The sequence below is a fragment of the Paraburkholderia ultramafica genome, assembly GCF_902859915.1.
Classification (GTDB): domain Bacteria; phylum Pseudomonadota; class Gammaproteobacteria; order Burkholderiales; family Burkholderiaceae; genus Paraburkholderia; species Paraburkholderia ultramafica.
This window is the reverse complement of the sequence record NZ_CADIKK010000022.1, coordinates 1-17,505: the sequence shown is the minus strand read 5'-3', so window position 1 is coordinate 17,505 and position 17,505 is coordinate 1. Positions and strand designations below refer to the sequence as shown.

Genomic DNA, 17,505 nt, shown 5'->3' with positions numbered 1-17,505 from the left:
AGTGCTGACCCCCAATTTGGGAGCGGGGGCTTACGTGGTATTCAAGCAACGGCCTCGCATCGCGTTGAACGGGCCACCGTGTAAGCGCTGTTGTACAGGGGGTGCCGACGACCGGCATTTCTTGCACCATCGATGTGTCACAACGAGTTCATCGATGCGTCAAACGCCCCACAAGTGCATCGCGCCCCTGGCGGGATCGGTTATCTGGCGTTCGTGCCACCGCGCTCCAGAACGGACGTTCTGCCCACGCTGCTGGGTCAGACGTGACTGGAGACCGCCTACGATTCCTGTTCGCTCCCGTCCATGGGGCGATTACGGAACTTCGACCTTGGAATGAGGTTTGGCACGCCGCGCCGCGTCGGTCGACAGCCGAAGTTCGTGGCCAAGGGCGGTGCGGCCCGCTCGGTCGGTTGACGCATTTTCGGGTTTGGCCAACTCGAACCGTTCAGACAAAGCTGGCGACGACAGCTTTGGGACGGACAAGACGACAATCAATGTCCATGCGCTCCATTCAGCATCGTCTCGTCGATCAACGAAGGGATGATTCATGTGAAAATGATTCCCCGGGGCAAGAAAAAATCTGTCAAAAGCGGGCGATACAACGGTCGCGTCCTTGCCATGAAACAAATGTCGGGAGCGTGGAAATGCCTGAGACTGCGGAGAGACCCGATCGGCCATTGGAAGAAATCGAAAAGGACTTTGCCGACCTGGTGGCGTCGCGACTGCCGGTCTGGATTGCTCGCGAAAAGTTCGAGCTGCTCTGGGATGAGACGAACCTGGTCGCCGCGCGGCTCGTATTCACTACGGAGGGAGAGTCATATATCTCCCTGTTGAAACGGATGCATGAGACTTTCGAGAGCCGTTACGCGGAAGTTCCGGCGGAAACCACGCTAGCCGGGCAGCGATCCTGACGTCGCCTGTCTCCAGCCGTCTCCTGCAAAAAGAAAGCCCGCTGCGTTCACGGGCCAAGCCATATCGCGGAGATATGGAGGAGACGACTCAAATCTAGCCTTGCGTCAGTTGCCGTGCAACGAGGCATCTCCGTTTCGTCGTCTGCCGGCAACGACACGCACCGCTCGTTGGGACTTGCCTGGTTGACATCAATCTGTCAACTGACAGGCGTAACCGATTGCCGGTTTCTATTGGCGAGAAGCTAAGGACTTTCCTGTAATTAAAGCGCCGTTCGTTTTCGACAAGGAGCAGCAAATGACGACGCAAAATCCGGTGGAAGTTGTGCACGAAATTGCCGCATCGACCAACACTGCGGAGGAGACGGTGTCAAAGATGTATGCGGAAACGCTTGAGGCATACAAAAAGGACGCGCGAATTCTCGACTACGTGCCGCTACTGGCGGCGAAGCGAGTACGCGAGACCTTGCGAGCCGCGTCCCAGACGGTGCGATAAAGAGCATTTTCTCTAAGCCCTTCAGCTACCCGCGCTGGACTTGACGCATGACCTGATGTCCTGCGCCAGCCCATTATTGAGACGCCCCGGCGCCAGTCACGCCGTCTGACGAGACGTAACGCTGCACGTCGTCATCGCTCACGCCCAAGACCCACAGCCGTCATCAGGCGCGAGCGCTGATTGTTGATCGCGATTTCGATGTCAGTTCTGCCGGTGACTCCTTCTTTCCGCCGACTTGGCGATGGTCGGGCACAGTTCGCAGGCCTCGGCCAGGCCCTTTGCGCGGCCGGCGCTCCCGGGCGAGGCGCCGTTGCCTCTCCCGGGAGCATTCGGGACGTGTCTCAGTCGTCCGTCTGAGCAACGTCCTGACTGCGAGCCGGCGTCGGATACGGTTTCTTGCCCTTGATGCCGGACCACAGCACCTTGTTGTATCTGGCGGGAGGCACCTGATCGGCCTCGTCGAAATTGAAGCCGGCAGTGACTCTATCCCAGTACGCGGCGTCGTGCCTTGGCTTGACGTCCGGGCCCAGTGCGAACTGCACGCTGCCGTCCGTCCGGCCGAGCGCCAGTGTCGTCGTCTTCAGAACAGTCGAGGCGGTGGCGTTGTAGGTCCAGGCACCTGATGAACGGGTGTTGAAGACATCGGTCATCGGCCGCTGATATGCGGTGTTCAGATTGATGTGCTGCGTGCCGAGAATGTCCTCGATCGTCCGTAGCACATTGACCTGGCTGTAGCGCGTCTTGACCACCGCGCCTTGCTTGACGTACGGGCCGACGACATACGTCGTGGCGCGATGCGAATCGACGTGGTCCGGGCCGTCCTGGCAGTCGTCTTCGGTGACCATGATCAGGGTGTTTGCCGCATAGGGGCTGTGGGCCACGGCCTCGACGAGCCGGCCAACCGCGAGGTCGTCATCAGCCTGCTGGGTTTCCGGTGTGTTGACGCCGGCGAGCGCGGTGGCGAAGCTGCCCGTGTGGTCATGGCTGAAGCGAACCGTCGACAGGCTGGGCAGATTGCCCTGCGCCACGAACTGGTCGAATTCGCGCTTCCACTCGTTGTACCTCCAGAGGTCGGGGTAGTTCTGGTCGTAACCGCGGAAGTAGACGTCGGTAAGCGCGGCGAGCGCCGGTTCGAGCGGGGCCACCTGCACGATACCTGCGGCGAACGGATCCGACACCGGCGACCCCTGGGTGCCGATGCTGCCGATGTTGCTGACCAGGAAGCCGTAGTTGCGCACCGTGCCGCCGGCTGCGAGCACGGCATCGAAGATGTAGCCTTTCTGGATTCCAAACGGCGCGTCGGAGGACGCGTGGTTGCCAACGCCCGGCAGAAGGTTGGCCGTGCCGCCGGGCAGCGCGGCAGACCCACTGCTGAATCCGTCGTTGGTCGCGTGGTCGCGTTCGGCGATCGTCGCGAGATTGACCGGCACGTTGCGGTTCGTACCTTCCGATTCGTAGGACAGGCCACGGTTCACTGCGGCATAGTTGATCTGCTGGGTGATTGTCTCGGTGTTGGTCACACGGCCCTGCAGCGCCCATGACCAGCCGTCCATGCTGCCGTCGCCGGGGTCCATGAAGTTGTCCAGCGTGACGAAGTTGCTCGCCAGGTTGTGGAAGTTCGGCGTGATGTTCCTGCCGAACATTGCCAAGGTCGGATCAGCGTTCGCACCGTTTTTCAGGTCACCGAGGATCTGGTCGAAGGTGCGGTTTTCCTTGACGATGTAAATGATGTGCTTGATCCGGTTGCGCAGGAATTCGATCGTCCCATCGTCGTGCTCGTCCGGTTCGCCAGAGTAGAAGTTGTTCCGCGCGACCATCTCCGTCAGCTTGGGCAGGTCATACGCTTTGGGTACTGGGGCGCTGACCAGGGACGCGCGTTCGAGCTGGAACTGATACTGGTTCGACGCTCTCGCCGCAGCCGCGGCCGCCGTGTTGCCGCCTGGGAAGGTGACGCTGGTCACGAGCGCCGTATTGCCATACAGGTGTTCCGGGTTGGCGCCTGTGATGCTCTTGCCGTTGACGATATACAGCCAGTTTCCGTCGGCGCTGAACGTGATGTCGTGCGGCTCGTAGGCCGTGGGGATCAGGCCCGTGACGGTGTTCGCATTGCGCCCGGTCAGCGGGATCACGGCCACCGAGTTCGCGCCGGAATTGACGGCGTAAAGCGTCCTGCCATCCCTCGCGAGCGTCACCGCGAACGTCGCCGCGCCGGTGTACTTCGCTCCGCGCAGCAGGTCCGCCGGAGCGCGCGCGTCGATCTTGGCGCTGACCAGGTTGCTCGCGGTGTCGATGACCGCGACCTGGTCGGCGTTGTCCTGTGCCACGTACAGCCTGGATTGCGTGGCATCGAGTGTCATCCCGAGGGCATTGCCGTCGAGCTTTATGCGCTTGATCAGGCGGCCAGCGGTGGGCGAGGAGATGTCGACCACCACGACTTCCCGGTCACGATCGGAAGACACGTAGGCCGTGCCGTTGCCCTTCACGACCACCGCAAACGGAAAGGTTCCACCGGCGGCACCGCTGGTGCCTTCATTGTTCGCCTGAAAGGGGCGCAGGTCATGCTCGTAGCGGACGGTGCGGGTGGTGGTGTCAATCACGCTGATCGAATCGTTGTAATTGTTGGCCACGACCAGCGTCTTGCCGTCCGCGGACAATCCCAGGCCACCGGCATTGGGTTTCACGCCCAGGCCCACGCCCACGCCAGCATGGCCCAGGGCGATTTTTGCCACCTGCGACCAGGCCCCGCCGTTCTTGCCGTACGCATACACGGCATCGTCGACGCCGCCCGCTGCGTAGAGGGTGCTACCGTCTGGCGAGAAGACCAGGCCGACGTGGGCGTTGGTCTGCTGGATCACCTGGGTCAGCACCGGCCTCGCCATGTTGGCGCCCGCCACGTTGTAAAGGAAAATGTACTGCGTCGAGTTGGCCGTATCGACTGTGCCGTCGGGCTTGTAGAGCGAGTTCTGGCCGGCGCAGACGATCGCGAGTGTCGTGCCGTCCGGGCTGAGCTGCGAACGCACCGCTTCGCCGGCGACGAAGTTCGGGTACGCGGACAGGCCCGGGTTGAGCGGCTGCTGAACCGCGCCACTGAGGAACGCCGGCGTGATGTGCTGGCCAGTCGCCAGCGTCAGCCTTCCGTTGTGTTCTGTGGATTCCATTTCGTCGTGTGAATCGGCGCGCGCCTGGAGGGCCAGCAGCGCTGCCGATGCGACGATGCACAACTTGAACACGCGTTCGAGCGAATGATTCTTCATGGTTGTTCCTCGAAAAAATTTGCGGGTGCGAGCCGGTGAGGTGGTCTATGGCGCGCAGTGCGATGGCCTCGCGAACTCAGCGCTCGCGAGGCCGATTGAAGAAAGCCGGATGCCAGAGCCGGGACGACCAGCGGACAAAGCCCCCCGGTCAATCATCGGACGATGCGATGACGCCCGTACGCCCATCGAGAATCAGACGGCCTGCGCGCGGATGCCCATCAAAATCGAAGAGTCCATCCAGCGACCCCGCAACCGCATCGGCGGAGCCATTGCCGATGCGCGACGACATGGCCCAGTTGTCCTCGATAAAGCGAAGGATGGAGGACTGGTCGGTCACCTGATGGTCAATGTAGTTGCGTTTCGCCCACGGCGATATCACCAGCAACGGCAGCCGGGGGCCATAGCCGCAGCGCCCGTTCTGTGTGCCGCCTGCCGGGTCGCTCGCCTGGGGCTGGCCGCAGCTTCCAGGGGCCAGGAGTTGATCGTCAGCCGTGTTTGACTGGTAGACGACGGGTCCCATCACATGGTCATACCATCCATCGGAATCGTCGTAGACGATGAAGATCGCAGTGTCACGCCACTCCGGTGAGCGCATGATGCCGTTGATAACGCCCACGATAAACTTCTGCTCGTCCAATGGATCGGAATATCCGGCGTGGCCATCCTGAAACGCGGGCGCTTTCAGGAAGCTCACCGCCGGCAGGTTGTGATTCGCGAGCGCCGTGTAAAACCTGTTTAAGTCATATTGATGGTTTGCCTGGTCCGACTTGCCGATCGCTGCATCGGACCCTGGCGGCAGGTGCTTCGGATTCTGCGTGCTCGTCCAATACTGAAAGAACGCGTGGTGCGGTATGTAGTCGACGACGCTGTTGCCGGCCACGTTTTTATGGGCCGCCGCGCAGTTGTCAAAGCCCCCCATGAATGCGCCCCAGGTGATGCCACGGGCATTCAACAGGTCGCCAATGTTCTGACCTGACATCGTGATCTGGGTGCGTTTGGGAGCGGAGCACATGTCGCCGTACGGATCCGGATCGCCGATGACCGCTCCGCTGGTGGCGCCATTGGCAATGTTGCCGCTGGCCGAAAGGCCGTTTTTGATTGTCCCCATGAAAGTTGTGCCGGCGACGAGGTTGAGAAGGCCGGGCGTTGACGGACCGAAACTCGTTCCGAACGAGTTGTCACTCATTGCATAGTGCTGGGCATAGTTCCACAGCGCAGTCACGGTGTTGCCATCGTAGTAGCCCAGCGTGCTATTCGGCCCGAGGTTTGCGTCGTTGCAACTGAGCTTGAGGAAACGATCCATCAGTCCGCCGTGAAACGCGAGCTGTTCATTCCCATAACCGTGATCCTGATCGCAGGTCACCGGCACGCTGCGATCAATACGAAACGGATTCGTCCCGTTGGGGTTGTTGGTCAGCAAACCAGCGCTCAACAACGTGTTGGGCCTGGGGGTATCGTTCCTCACAGTATTGAACAGGCGCGAGCCGTCCTTGTTTGGCTCTGCGTGCGGATAGGTGCCGAAGTAGTGATCGAAGGAGACGTTTTCCTGAAAGATCACCACAATGTGTTTGATAGGAGTCTTGGTGGAAGATCCATCATCTGGTCTGGCCGGCGTTGAGATCAACAGTCCAGCGCTCACCACCGCCGCCAATATCCTGGCCGGCGTGACACACAGAGGCTCAAGCGTTTTCATTTGCGGACTCCTTTAGATCGATTCGCAATCACAGGGGGAATGCTTCCGACAAACACTTTGTCGAGGAAATCGAGGATGTGGCGGGCGGCCAGGGGGCTGCACAGAGCGTAGACAGCGGGTATGTCACTCCGGTGACGGTCGCTCTACGTAGAAACCCCTGCCACCGAAGGGATCGGCCGAGCACCTGTCGGCCAGCATGTAGGCACGGATGGCCGCTCGTGTCCACCAAGCCGCCGTTGGGATGGCGCCGCCTCTTTCCAAGATGTCATCGGTCACGGACATCGACAGCCAGCGTATGACCCTGCGTATCGAGCAGGGCAAGGGCCGCAAGGACCGCTACGCCATGCTGTCTCCCGTGCTGCTCGAACGCCTGCGCGTGTGGTGGCGCGTGGCCCATGCCCAGGGCCGGATGCTGGAGGGTGGTTGGCTGTTTCCGGGCCTCGATCCAGTGGACCCGCTCAGCACGCGGCAACTGAACCGCGCCATCCATGCCGCAGCCGAGGCGCCACACATCGACAAGCGCGTATCGATGCATACGCTACGTCACAGTTTCGCCACCCAAACTCTGGCTCCTCGCGCACTCCGCCGCGTCCGATCGAATAATTGATTACGTCTTTTATATACGCGGGAGCCGAACATTTGCTTTTGAGCGATACGAAATTCCATACGCTTGAGAGGCTTGATAACTGGTATCAAGTTCACTCGCCTGGCGAGAGAACTCGCTTCGAAGTAGCTCTGTATCGAGTCTCGTTGCAAACGAGGCGGCGGTGGCATCTTCCATCTTCGCCAGCAGCACCAGGCGACTGGTGCGCTCAACCAGCACGCCGACGGAAGACTGGTTGCCGGCGCCCTTGATGAAGTCGCGTTCCCAATGGCCTGGCATCACCCGATCGTCGACCTCAGGCGGGCGCACATGGATGCTCACCATGTCGGGGATCTGGCCGCGCCGGTCAGTGCCGCCCTTGCGTGACATACGCGTGCTGTGGCCGTGGCGCAGACAGGCGATCAGCTGGCGGCGCAGCTCACCGCGAGGCTGTGCATAGATGGCGGTGTAGATGGTCTCGTGCGAGACGTGCTGGGTCGGATCGTTGGGCGACATGCGCTTGAGGGTACCTGAGATCTGCTGGGGCGACCACTTCCATTCCAGCAGGGTGAGTACCACGCGCCACGACACGCTTTGAGGGTGCAGCTTGGGACACGGGCGCGCAGCCTCGCGTCGGCTCGTGCTGAGCGCCTGGGCTGGTGCAGACGCATAGCCCACGGCAGAACACGTGTTTCTGGCCAGCTCGCGGCTCACGGTTGACGCCGCGCGCCCGAGTATTCGAGCGATGGCCTGAACGCTCGAACCCTGCTGCTTCATGCTTGCAATCGTCATGCGTTCTTCAGGCTGCAGTTGTCGGTAAGTTCTTTTTTGCATCGGCACACACGAGCAAGGTGTTGCACTTCAAATTTGATCGCGCCCATGAAAAACCCATTAGACAACGTTATTGGCGGAGCATTCGAACTCAGAAGTCATATCGTAGACGCTGGCGGCGATGTTAACAATCCAATGGCCAACCATACTGCTCTCGTGAATGGACTTAAAGCTTACGTCGGGGTGGGCGGGAATGGTTTTGAAACGAAATACGCGGACAATGTTCTCACTAACGAGAAGGTGTTGAAAAATGGAGGAAAGCTGAACGATAACCAGTGATCCGGGCGCCGACTATGACCTGTTGCGCGTGCGTGTAGTCCGGTGACGCACGGTCGCGAACGTCGACTCGATCGCGTTGGTTGTCCGCAAATGCTGCCAGTGCTCCGCCGGGAAGTCGTAAAACGCCAGCAGGCTTTCGCGGTCCCTCTTCAACGTTTCTGTCGCCTTCGGATATTTCGCCGCGTAGACCGTCACGAAACGATCGAACGCGGCATACGCGTCGTCGCGCGTGGCGGCCATCCAGATCGCCTGCAGATCTGCTTTGGCTCGGCCTCGCTGCGACTTCGGCAGCGCGTTGAGCACGTTGCCCATTTCGCGTGGCACGCCCTCTGTAGAAACGCAAGAAGCTTGTTGAGTCTCAACGACTCGGAAGTAAGAAAACCAGTGGGAACACTCAACACATCCTGCGTCGGCACGCGCCACTGATACATCGCAGCGGCATGCACAGGAGGCAATATCAAAAGTTCAAATCTCTCCGATATCGGCAGACACGGTTCAGAGTGTTGCGGGGTTCATCCGCACATAGGCGTCGAGCAACGACGTCTTGTGAACAACTCCGAGAATCGGAGCGGATTTGGATTTCGGATCAATGACGGGCAGGCGTTCGCCACGGAAATTGAGGAAAAGCTGCAGACCTTGGCCGAGCGTCATGTCCGGAGTCAGCACATGGAAGTCGGGAAGCAGATAGTCGGCCGCGGTCGTCCGCCGCGGGCTCTGGGGCGAAGCGATGTGGTCGGATGCGAGGTCCTCAAGGGCCACCACGCCGCAAAAACGCTGCTGTTCGTCCACCACATACAGGTACTTCACCGGATGGGCGAGGAACATGCGGGTCAGCTCCTCAACACTCGCGTCAAGCGTAACGACTGTCTCGGCAGGCTTCATGAGTTCCCGCATCCGTGTAGCCGCCAGGCGCAGCCGGTCCCTCTGCGCACGGTTGCGTCGTACCGTGGTCTCGTACATCGAAGTGTGCTCCGCGTTGCGTGCGGCGAAGTAAGCGATGACGCATGAAAGCATGAGCGGCAGCACGACCTGGTAGGATAGCGTCATCTCGAAAATCATCAGGATGGCCATCAACGGAGCGTTGGTGGCTCCAGCGAGAAATGCGCCCATCCCCACGATTACGTAGGCGAAAGGCTCCGAAGTCGTGTGCGGCCAGATTCCATGAACGCTTACCCCGAAGAGGCATCCCACCACGGCTCCAACGAACAGGGTCGGCGTGAAGACGCCACCCACTGCTCCGGTGCCGGCCGTGGCCAGCGTCGCGATCACCTTGAGGGCGAGCACGATAAGAAGCGCTGTCCACGTCCAGGGTTGATGCAACAGCGAGTTCACCACCTCGTAGCCATTACCCCAGACCTCTGGCGCCCAGATGGAGACGACACCGACAATAAGACCGCCGAGCCCAAGCTTCAGCGGCAGAGGTAACGGTACCTTGCCGAAGCCCTTCTTCGACGCGGAAAGCAACCGAAGAAAACGCGGCGCCAGTACCCCGCACAGTAGCCCCAGCACAATGAAGGGCAGCACTTCAATGCCGGTGACGGTTGGGAAAACTGGCATCTGGTACGGCGGCCGGTAACCGGCGAACTCGCGCATCGTGATATTGGCCACGACTGACGAGACCAGAATCGGGCCAAACCATTCCATCGCCATGGAACCGAGCACCACTTCCGTCACGAAAAAGGCGCCGGCGATAGGTGCGTTATATGCCGAGGTGATACCCGCAGCCGCACCGCATGCGACGAGCGTGCGCAAACGTGCCGGGTCGAAGCGCACCCAGCGTCCGATCATGGACGAGCATAGAGCGGCCAGTTGAACCATCGAGCCTTCACGGCCAATCGAGCCGCCACTCGCGATGGTGAAAAGTGAGGAGATGCTGCGCCACATGCTTTGCCAGACCGGCACAACGCCGTCACCAATCGTGACGGCCTCCATATAGTCGGCACCAGACTTTGAAGAACTGCGGCGCGCCAGTACGAGGCAGATGCCGGCAATCAGTCCGCCGACCGTTGGCAACGCAACCCGGGCGGGCCAGGGCATGTGTCGGGCCATCTCGACAAAATTGCCGGGCTCACCGCCAAAGCACTTCTGCAGCAGGTCAATACCTTCGCGGAAGGCAGCAGTGGCATACGCGCCCGCAACGCCTACGACGACCGCCCAGAGCAGCATCGCGTGCCCGTCGGGCTGTCGCAGTATTTTCCAGATGAAGGTCCGGGGTGCGAAGGGGTTCCTGTTCATTTTTTTGTGTAGCAGTCGGAGGTTTCCTTCGCCCTCGTATCGATACGTCCAGCTTAGGAAGACACGCTTCCCAAATCCATTTCGACCTTGACTGCGTCACCCCTATAGACGACATCTGCGTAGTAGATAACGACGTTATCAGGGTCGTTGAAAACACGCTGGACCCGGGCTATGGGCGCATCAGTCGGTACACGAAGCAAACGCGCAGTCTCTGCGTCGGCGCTGCCGATAGTCAGCGTCTGCCTGGCCTTCGCAATGCGCTGCGGAGAGAGGGACACCAGAATCGGGATGACGAGTTCGTTGCGGAACCTGTCAGGCGACATCGAGAAAATCTTGTCGTCCAGATAGAGCGAGATGACGCAGTAGGGCAGACCATCCGAGGAATGCACACGTTTCATGTAGATGTACTCTTCCGCGAGTTCCCCATCAGCTGCGGTGACGGGTGGTTTCCTTCTGCTCTCCTCCACCGTGAGAGGTTGCTGACTGGTCGCCTGATACATTTCGGCCAGCGCCTGCAGGGTCGTGACAACCTGCACCGGCTTCATTATTGGCGGTGTCGCGGAGACGAAGGTTCCCCTTCCCCGTTGAGGAGTGAGTGCCCCCTCGCTCATCAGTAATTGCACGGCTTGACGGGCTGTCACCCGCGCGACATCAAACTCGGCCGCAATCTGCTCGAGAGTCGGAATTACCTCGCCCTGCTGCCAGACCCCGCGAGCAATCCGGTCGCGAAGCGAGTCAGCAATCTGCAGATACAGCGGAACCGGGCTTGACAACGAGACGCGCGACATTATCGATACTTATGGAATTTAGAACTTCTACTATAAAGCGTCTCCAGCATCCCGCGACGAATTGACGCTTGGTCCATGCTATCGGCCACCACGCATCACATTTCCGGGAGACCAGATTACAGTCTGTCAAACGAATAACGGGAAGCCGCGAACGCTGAGTGCGGCTCCAGTAACGGTCAACTTTTTCCGGAACAAGGGTCCCGGAAGCGCGAATCGCCCCCCGAACTCACGCGAGTCTGATTGCGGTCAACCGTACTTCCGTGCGCAAGGAGTCAGTTGTTGTTCTGGCGCAGAGCCTTTGTCACTTCCTCGGCAATCAACGTGCTAACCCGCTCGTTGGACTGAAGCGTCAACCCTGCAATGTGTGGCGTCAGTATCACGTTAGGCAAACCCGCAAAGATGGAACCGTCGCGCATGGGCTCCTCCTCGAACACATCCAGTGCGGCTCCGCCCAAACGCCCTTCACGCAATGCGACTGCGAGCGCTGACTCGTCCAGAATTCCTCCGCGTGCCGCGTTAATCACAACGGCATGGCGCTTCATGCTCTCCAGCTGAATCTTCCCCAGCATGTTTCGAGTCTCTTCGCCAAGCGGCACATGCAGCGTCAATACGTCAGCCCCGGCGACGGCCTCCTCAAAGGTGACACGTCGCGCGCCCGTCAGTTGCCATGCCTGAGCGTCCTCGGCCAAACGCGGGTCAAATGCGATAACCCGAACACCGAGCCCAGTCGCCAGACGCGCAACGAGCTGGCCAATGCCACCGAAACCGACTATTGCCAATGTGCTACCAGCGAACTCGCGGCCATTTGAGAGCTGCGGTCGCGGCCATGTTCCAGATGCCACGTCGGCGGATGACATATAGGCGCCGCGCAGAAGCATCATCGCCGTCGAAATCACGTATTCAGCGACTGCCTGGGCGTTGGCACCGGTCGCTGGAATGACGCTGACCTGCCGCTGCTCGCAGGCTTTCAGGTCGATATTGTCCAACCCGACACCGAGACGGCCCACGACAGACAGACGCTGGGCGCGCTCCAGCAGTGCCGGATTTATCTGCGTCCGGTTCCTGATGATGATTGCATCGGCGTCATGCACGGCCTCGAAAAGACGTTCGGGGTCGTCTACGAGAGCGCGGTCCTCCAGCACATTGAAATGCTCTCGCAATGAATCAACAGCGAGTGAATCCATAAACTCGCTGACTACGACTTTTTTTCGCAATGCGTTCATTTCCGGCGTTCCTCGTTCTTTGATACTTCGTAGCGACAGGGCTTTCTTGTGGAGTGTGCCGTTAGAGGGGCCGAGGTAGGAACTGCGACGCCGGCTCCCCGCCCGACCGCTCCATCCACGCTGGTTGTAAACCCTGGGACCACGACGCAGAAGTTGAACGGCTCAATATCTTATAGTATGGTAAACGATACTTTAAGCATAAGTCAATTTTGAACTGAACTGTATTTGCCTCCAATAAAGAGACCTACGTCACATGAAGCGAATTGATGAAATCGAAGTTCAGGTTGGGCCGTTGACGGTCGGACGAGTCGAAGTTCACGTTCTGCGCTGTCCAATTGCAACCCCAGTGCGCACGTCGTTCGGCACGATGCACGACCGCCCGGCCGTCCTTGTTTCAGTGACGGATTCGGATGGCTGCACCGGATGGGGCGAAATCTGGTCGAATTTTCCGGCGTGCGGCGCCGAGCACCGCGCGGCCATCGTGTCGACCGTATTGGCGCCGATGCTCACCGGCTGCCGCGTCGCACATCCCACCGAGATTTTCCGTGACCTGACCGAAGCCACGGCGGTGCTAGCGTTGCAATCCGGCGAGCCCGGCCCTTTTGCGCAGGCAATTGCGGGGGTTGACCTCGCTCTCTGGGACCTGCGTGCCCGTAGGGCCGGCCTTCCGCTCTGGAAGCTGCTCGGTGGTTCCTCCGACAACATCCCTGCTTACGCCAGCGGCCTTAATCCTGTCGGGTCTGCGGAGCTTGTTGCTGAGAAGCTCGAGCGAGGATACGAGGCGTTCAAACTGAAAGTCGGGTTTGGCGTCGAGCGGGACGTGAACAACCTGAAAATACTTCGGGAAATAATCGGCCCGAATCGTCGGCTCATGGTCGATGCGAATCAGGCGTGGGCTCTGCCCCAGGCACTCGAAATCGTACCTCTGCTGGCGCCCTTCAATCTTGGCTGGCTGGAAGAACCCCTGCGCTGCGACCGTCCGTTGAGCGAATGGCAAACGCTGGCAGATAGCTCTCCAGTGCCGCTCGCTGGAGGTGAAAACATTGCCGGCCATGATGAATTCGACGCTGCAATTGCGTCGCGTGCGTTCGCTGTCATCCAGCCGGACGCCGCCAAGTGGGGCGGCATTTCTGGCTGTCTGCGAGTCATCCGGTCAACGCAAGTTGCCGCGCTTACATACTGTCCGCACTACCTTGGCGGTGGCGTCGGTCTCCTTGCTTCCGCACATCTGCTCGCCGCGACTGGCGGGGACGGGATGCTCGAAATCGATTCTAATCCGAATCCGCTTCGTACCTTACTGCACGGTCCGCTCGACACGCTCGTCAACGGTCGGGTGAGTCTCGGAAACGCTCCGGGAATCGGCATCGAACCGAACCTGACCGAATTGCGAGAGCACATTCGCGAGGCGGCAGCGTCCGTGGACGCTGTCCGTTAAGCGGCGCAATAAGCCTTTTATGCGCCAGCGTAGCCACCCCGGAAAGGCAGTTGCGCTGGCACACCGAACCTGAATGAATCAACCCGATAACGAGGGGACATGGAAACTAGCGCTTACCTGCCCGCAGCCGCGGAAGCCGCCGATGTTGCAAGAAACAAGCTGTACCGGAAACTGACTCTGAGGCTCGCGCCGTTTATTTTTGTGGCGTACGCGATCAACCAGCTCAACCGGTTCAACATCAGTTTTGCAAAACTCCAGTTCATGAAAGACCTGGCGCTAAGTGACTTCTCGTTCGCACTCGGTGCAGGGCTGTTCTTCATCGGATACGTCATCTTCGAGGTCCCGAGCAGCCTCTATCTGCAAAAGGTAGGTGCGCGCGCGACTTTCATTCGAATCATGGTTCTCTGGGGCTTACTGTCTGGGTTGACTGCTTTCGTACATACGCCGACCCAGTTTTATCTGGTCCGCTTTCTTCTTGGTGCGGCTGAGGCGGGATTCATGCCCGGGGTCATCCTGTACCTGACCTACTGGTTCCCCGCGAACCGCCGTGCCCGAATCACGTCGCTGTTCTACCTCGCCGCGACAACTTCCGGTGTCATCGGCGGCCCAATCTCCGGCCTGATTCTGAAGTATTCGCAAGCATGGGGCCTGATGAGCAGCTGGCAATGGCTCTTCGTGGTTGAAGGGGTACCCACAGTCCTGCTCGGTGTGTTCGCCTATTACTACCTCCAGGATTATCCCAAGGACGCAAAGTGGCTCAGCAGGGAGGAAAAGGACATCCTGACGCAAGACCTGAAGGAGGACCACGCGAGCGCAAACCACAATGCTGTCGGACTGCGTGACGTCATCAAGCTTCCCCGCATTTATGCGTTCGGGCTGGCTTACTTCGCCGTTGTCGCCGCCAACAATACGCTGGCTGTCTGGGCTCCGACCTTGATTAAGGACACGGGAATCCGCGACGTCTTCGATATCGGCATACTGTCAGCCATCCCGTACGTCGTCGGGGCAATTGGCATGCTTATTATCGCGGGCCACTCCGACAAGATGCGCGAACGGCGCTGGCACTTCGCGCTTCCTTTCGCTCTGACGGCAATCGGCTTTGCGCTCATTGGTCTGTTCTACGCCAACATCTACGGAACAATCATCCTTCTGTCGCTCGCCTCCATTGGCATTTTCACGGCGTTTGCGATTTTCTGGGCCATGCCGACCCAGTATCTGTCGACGTCAGCGAAAGCTGCGGGTATCGGCTATATCAGTACCATTGGTATGTTCGGAGGGTTCTTCAGTCCCATCATCCTTGGTTATGCCAAGACGGTCGCCGGGACATTCGTTGGAGGCTTCGTGGCAATGGCCGTGATATCAGTCATCGGCGTACTCCTGATTTTCGTTGCGGCACCAAAGACTTCAACGTAGTGACCAACCCGCCGGGGGAATTCACCTGGATGGCGCTGCGCGAGGCAGCAGCGTCGTCCTGACTTGCGTGAAAGGTACCATGTGCCAAACGGAGCGCAGAAAAGATAAAGTCGGAACTGGTGTACGGGGATTGAGGTGCGAGATTGAAGGCGGTGGAGGTTTCAGCTAAGAATCTGATTGTCGAAGTCGGAAACCAGCAACCAACAAATTATCCACCATGAGCAAGTTTACGGAAAAAGAAGTCGTCGGTCTATCGGCAACCGGTCTGGGTGGCTCAGCCTCAGGGTCAGCAACACACAATACATGAGACTAAAGATTCACAAAAGCGATATGCAAGCAAGCTGTTTATGTGACGAACCTTTTGCCTGACACCGTCAATAAAACGGTGTCGCGCGTCGCGTCGTGCAACAAAGATTCGCCCCCCGGACAGCACTCATCTCGGGGCACGCCTAATCTTAAGCCGAGGCTCGCCACAGGTAAGCCGACTCTCCCGCAAGTTCAAAACAGGTGTGAATAATGAAATTGAAAATTGGTGCGCGACTGCTGGGTACATTTGGTGTTGTCCTGGCTTTCCTGTTGGCGATCTGCTTGACCGCCCATCTGCAGATGGCGCGTATGAATGCGACCACGCAAAGTATCGTCGGTCTTCGCGCCAAGGAACTGAGGCTCGTAAATAGGATCCAGGCGGCGACGCTCCGGGAAGCAGTGATGACGTATGCCGCGCTCGAGGAACCAACGCCCGAAGCACAGCGGGACAGAGTCGAACACGCCCGGGCCTTCACGAATAATGAGTCGGACTATCAGGCTATCCCTCGTCTGATCACCACGGCGAGGGGCCGCGCGCTCTTCGACCGGGTGCTGCAAGCGCGTGTGCCTTACGAGGAGGCCCTGAAGCCCGCGTACGCGCAATTGGAGGCGCATGACAACGATGCGGCACGCGCAACGCTCTTGAAGGCGGGGCTGCTGCGAACCGCACTTATCCAGCAGCAAGACGAGTTCAAGAGTCTGGTTCAGAGCATGATGGACGCCGATGTGAAGGACAGCAACGACGTCTATAACATGGCGCGCGCAGTCCTGTGGGGAGCGGCGGTGCTGGCAATGATGGTGGCGCTGATACTTTGCGCGGTGGTGACGCGTTCAATCGTCCGTCCTTTGCAGCGTGTGGTCGACGGTGCCAATGCCCTGGCGCAGGGCGACCTGCGCGTCCAGGTACACGTCGAGAGCCACGACGAGATCGGCAACCTGGCCGAGTCGGTGAACCGGGCGATTGGCAACCTGGCTGGCGTCGTCGGCGGCGTCAAGCAGGCAAGCCTCGCGATTTCGTCCGCCACCGAACAGGTGGCGGCGGGCAATACCGATCTGTCGCAGCGCACGGAGGAGCAGGCCGCGTCGCTTGAGGAGACGGCCTCGAGCATGGAAGAGCTGACCGCGACGGTCCGTCAGAACGCGGACAACGCCCAGCAGGCCAGCACGCTGGCGAGCAGCGCATCGGAGGTCGCGCAGCGTGGCGGAGACGAGGTTAGGCGTGTGGTCGAGACCATGCAGGAGATCTCCGATAGCTCCGCCAAGGTTGCCGAGATCATCGGCGTGATCGAAAGCATCGCGTTTCAGACCAACATTCTCGCGCTCAATGCGGCGGTTGAAGCGGCCCGGGCCGGTGAGCAGGGCCGCGGCTTCGCGGTGGTGGCGAGCGAAGTCCGCACTCTCGCGCAACGCAGTGCGACCGCCGCTCGGGAAATCAAGGATCTGATTGGCGAGTCGGTGGGTCGTGTGAATGTCGGTTCGCAACTCGTCGAGCAAGCTGGCGACACGATCCGGGAGATCGTGCTGTCGGTGAAGCGCGTGACCGCCATCATGAGTGACATCTCCGCAGCATCCCATGAGCAAAGCACCGGCATCGAACAGGTCAACCAGGCTGTCAGCCAGATGGACCAGGTTACCCAGCAGAACGCCGCGCTGGTCGAAGAAGCCGCGGCCGCAGCGCAATCGATGGCTGAACAGGCCCGGGCACTACGTGACTCGGTAGCGATATTCCAACTCGACGGCCGGCACTTCACAAACCCGTCATTGGGCGAGATAACGCGCCCGACATTGACGAGGGCAGCCTTGCCGAAATTCCCCAAAGCCCTGCCCGCCTCCGACGCACCGCGACTCTCCACGACTGGCGCCTCGAGTCCGACCACCGAGCCGGATTGGCAGACGTTCTAGCCGCTATGATTTGGTTCCGTCGCAATAGCGGAGGCTGGTATGCTGCGGGTGAGCTTCCCCCGAAATTTCGCCTTCCGGTAGGTCGTGTGTAAACTCGACCCAAAGGAAGGAAAGAAACGATGTTCAAGGTACCAAAACAAGCGTACACGGCGGAGTTCA

The 17,505-nt window shown here is 59.7% G+C and carries 12 protein-coding genes and 3 pseudogenes; 7 read left to right on the top strand and 8 right to left on the bottom strand.

Features of this window, described 5'->3' with window-relative positions:
• Window positions 1-312 precede the first annotated feature (312 nt).
• Window positions 313-549 carry a hypothetical protein gene (locus HV744_RS22450; protein ID WP_175151600.1) on the bottom strand — a complete coding sequence of 79 codons (237 nt, stop codon included), beginning with the start codon at window positions 547-549 and terminating at the stop codon, window positions 313-315.
• Between the two features lie 128 nt (window positions 550-677).
• On the opposite strand from HV744_RS22450, the gene HV744_RS22445 reads away from it, so the two are divergent.
• Window positions 678-911: a hypothetical protein gene (locus HV744_RS22445; RefSeq protein WP_246279148.1), complete on the top strand. Its 234-nt coding sequence runs from the start codon at window positions 678-680 to the stop codon at window positions 909-911.
• Between the two features lie 295 nt (window positions 912-1,206).
• Complete coding sequence (locus tag HV744_RS22440) at window positions 1,207-1,404, top strand: DUF3562 domain-containing protein (protein ID WP_175151598.1); 198 nt, start codon at window positions 1,207-1,209, stop codon at window positions 1,402-1,404.
• 341 nt (window positions 1,405-1,745) lie between these two features.
• Here HV744_RS22440 and HV744_RS22435 read toward each other — a convergent pair whose 3' ends face one another.
• Window positions 1,746-4,634, bottom strand: a complete 2,889-nt coding sequence (locus HV744_RS22435) for a bifunctional YncE family protein/alkaline phosphatase family protein (RefSeq protein ID WP_246279151.1) — start codon at window positions 4,632-4,634, stop codon at window positions 1,746-1,748.
• 172 nt (window positions 4,635-4,806) lie between these two features.
• Window positions 4,807-6,351 (bottom strand): phospholipase C, encoded by a 1,545-nt coding sequence (locus HV744_RS22430; protein ID WP_175151596.1) that lies wholly within the window; start codon window positions 6,349-6,351, stop codon window positions 4,807-4,809.
• Between the two features lie 271 nt (window positions 6,352-6,622).
• Here HV744_RS22430 and HV744_RS22425 point away from each other — a divergent pair.
• Window positions 6,623-6,958, top strand: a pseudogene (locus HV744_RS22425) (tyrosine-type recombinase/integrase); the annotation flags it as partial.
• 129 nt (window positions 6,959-7,087) lie between these two features.
• On the opposite strand, the pseudogene HV744_RS22420 reads toward HV744_RS22425, so the two are convergent.
• A pseudogene (locus tag HV744_RS22420) lies at window positions 7,088-7,768 on the bottom strand (IS30 family transposase); the annotation flags it as partial.
• Between the two features lie 45 nt (window positions 7,769-7,813).
• Here HV744_RS22420 and HV744_RS22415 point away from each other — a divergent pair.
• Window positions 7,814-8,044, top strand: a complete 231-nt coding sequence (locus tag HV744_RS22415; RefSeq protein WP_175151595.1) for a hypothetical protein — start codon at window positions 7,814-7,816, stop codon at window positions 8,042-8,044.
• 21 nt (window positions 8,045-8,065) lie between these two features.
• On the opposite strand, the pseudogene HV744_RS22410 reads toward HV744_RS22415, so the two are convergent.
• From HV744_RS22410 to HV744_RS22395, 4 genes and pseudogenes are all read right to left on the bottom strand, one after another.
• Window positions 8,066-8,350: pseudogene (locus HV744_RS22410) on the bottom strand (transposase); the annotation flags it as partial.
• 189 nt (window positions 8,351-8,539) lie between these two features.
• A complete protein-coding gene (locus HV744_RS22405; protein WP_175151594.1) occupies window positions 8,540-10,279 on the bottom strand; it encodes a ClcB-like voltage-gated chloride channel protein in 1,740 nt (579 codons plus the stop codon).
• Window positions 10,280-10,332: 53 nt separating this feature from the next.
• Window positions 10,333-11,067, bottom strand: a complete 735-nt coding sequence (locus HV744_RS22400; RefSeq protein WP_175151593.1) for a GntR family transcriptional regulator — start codon at window positions 11,065-11,067, stop codon at window positions 10,333-10,335.
• A gap of 272 nt (window positions 11,068-11,339) precedes the next feature.
• Window positions 11,340-12,290 (bottom strand): hydroxyacid dehydrogenase, encoded by a 951-nt coding sequence (locus HV744_RS22395; RefSeq protein ID WP_175151592.1) that lies wholly within the window; start codon window positions 12,288-12,290, stop codon window positions 11,340-11,342.
• Between the two features lie 253 nt (window positions 12,291-12,543).
• Between HV744_RS22395 and HV744_RS22390 the strand changes: the two genes are divergently transcribed.
• The 3 genes from HV744_RS22390 to HV744_RS22380 all read left to right on the top strand — a co-directional run bounded on the left by HV744_RS22390 (window position 12,544) and on the right by HV744_RS22380 (window position 17,346).
• Window positions 12,544-13,725: a mandelate racemase/muconate lactonizing enzyme family protein gene (locus HV744_RS22390; RefSeq protein ID WP_175151591.1), complete on the top strand. Its 1,182-nt coding sequence runs from the start codon at window positions 12,544-12,546 to the stop codon at window positions 13,723-13,725.
• 99 nt (window positions 13,726-13,824) lie between these two features.
• Window positions 13,825-15,138 carry an MFS transporter gene (locus HV744_RS22385; RefSeq protein ID WP_175151590.1) on the top strand — a complete coding sequence of 438 codons (1,314 nt, stop codon included), beginning with the start codon at window positions 13,825-13,827 and terminating at the stop codon, window positions 15,136-15,138.
• A gap of 516 nt (window positions 15,139-15,654) precedes the next feature.
• The gene (locus tag HV744_RS22380; protein ID WP_175151589.1) at window positions 15,655-17,346 is read left to right on the top strand and encodes a methyl-accepting chemotaxis protein; all 1,692 of its coding nucleotides are present in this window, start codon (window positions 15,655-15,657) and stop codon (window positions 17,344-17,346) included.
• Window positions 17,347-17,505: the final 159 nt, after the last annotated feature.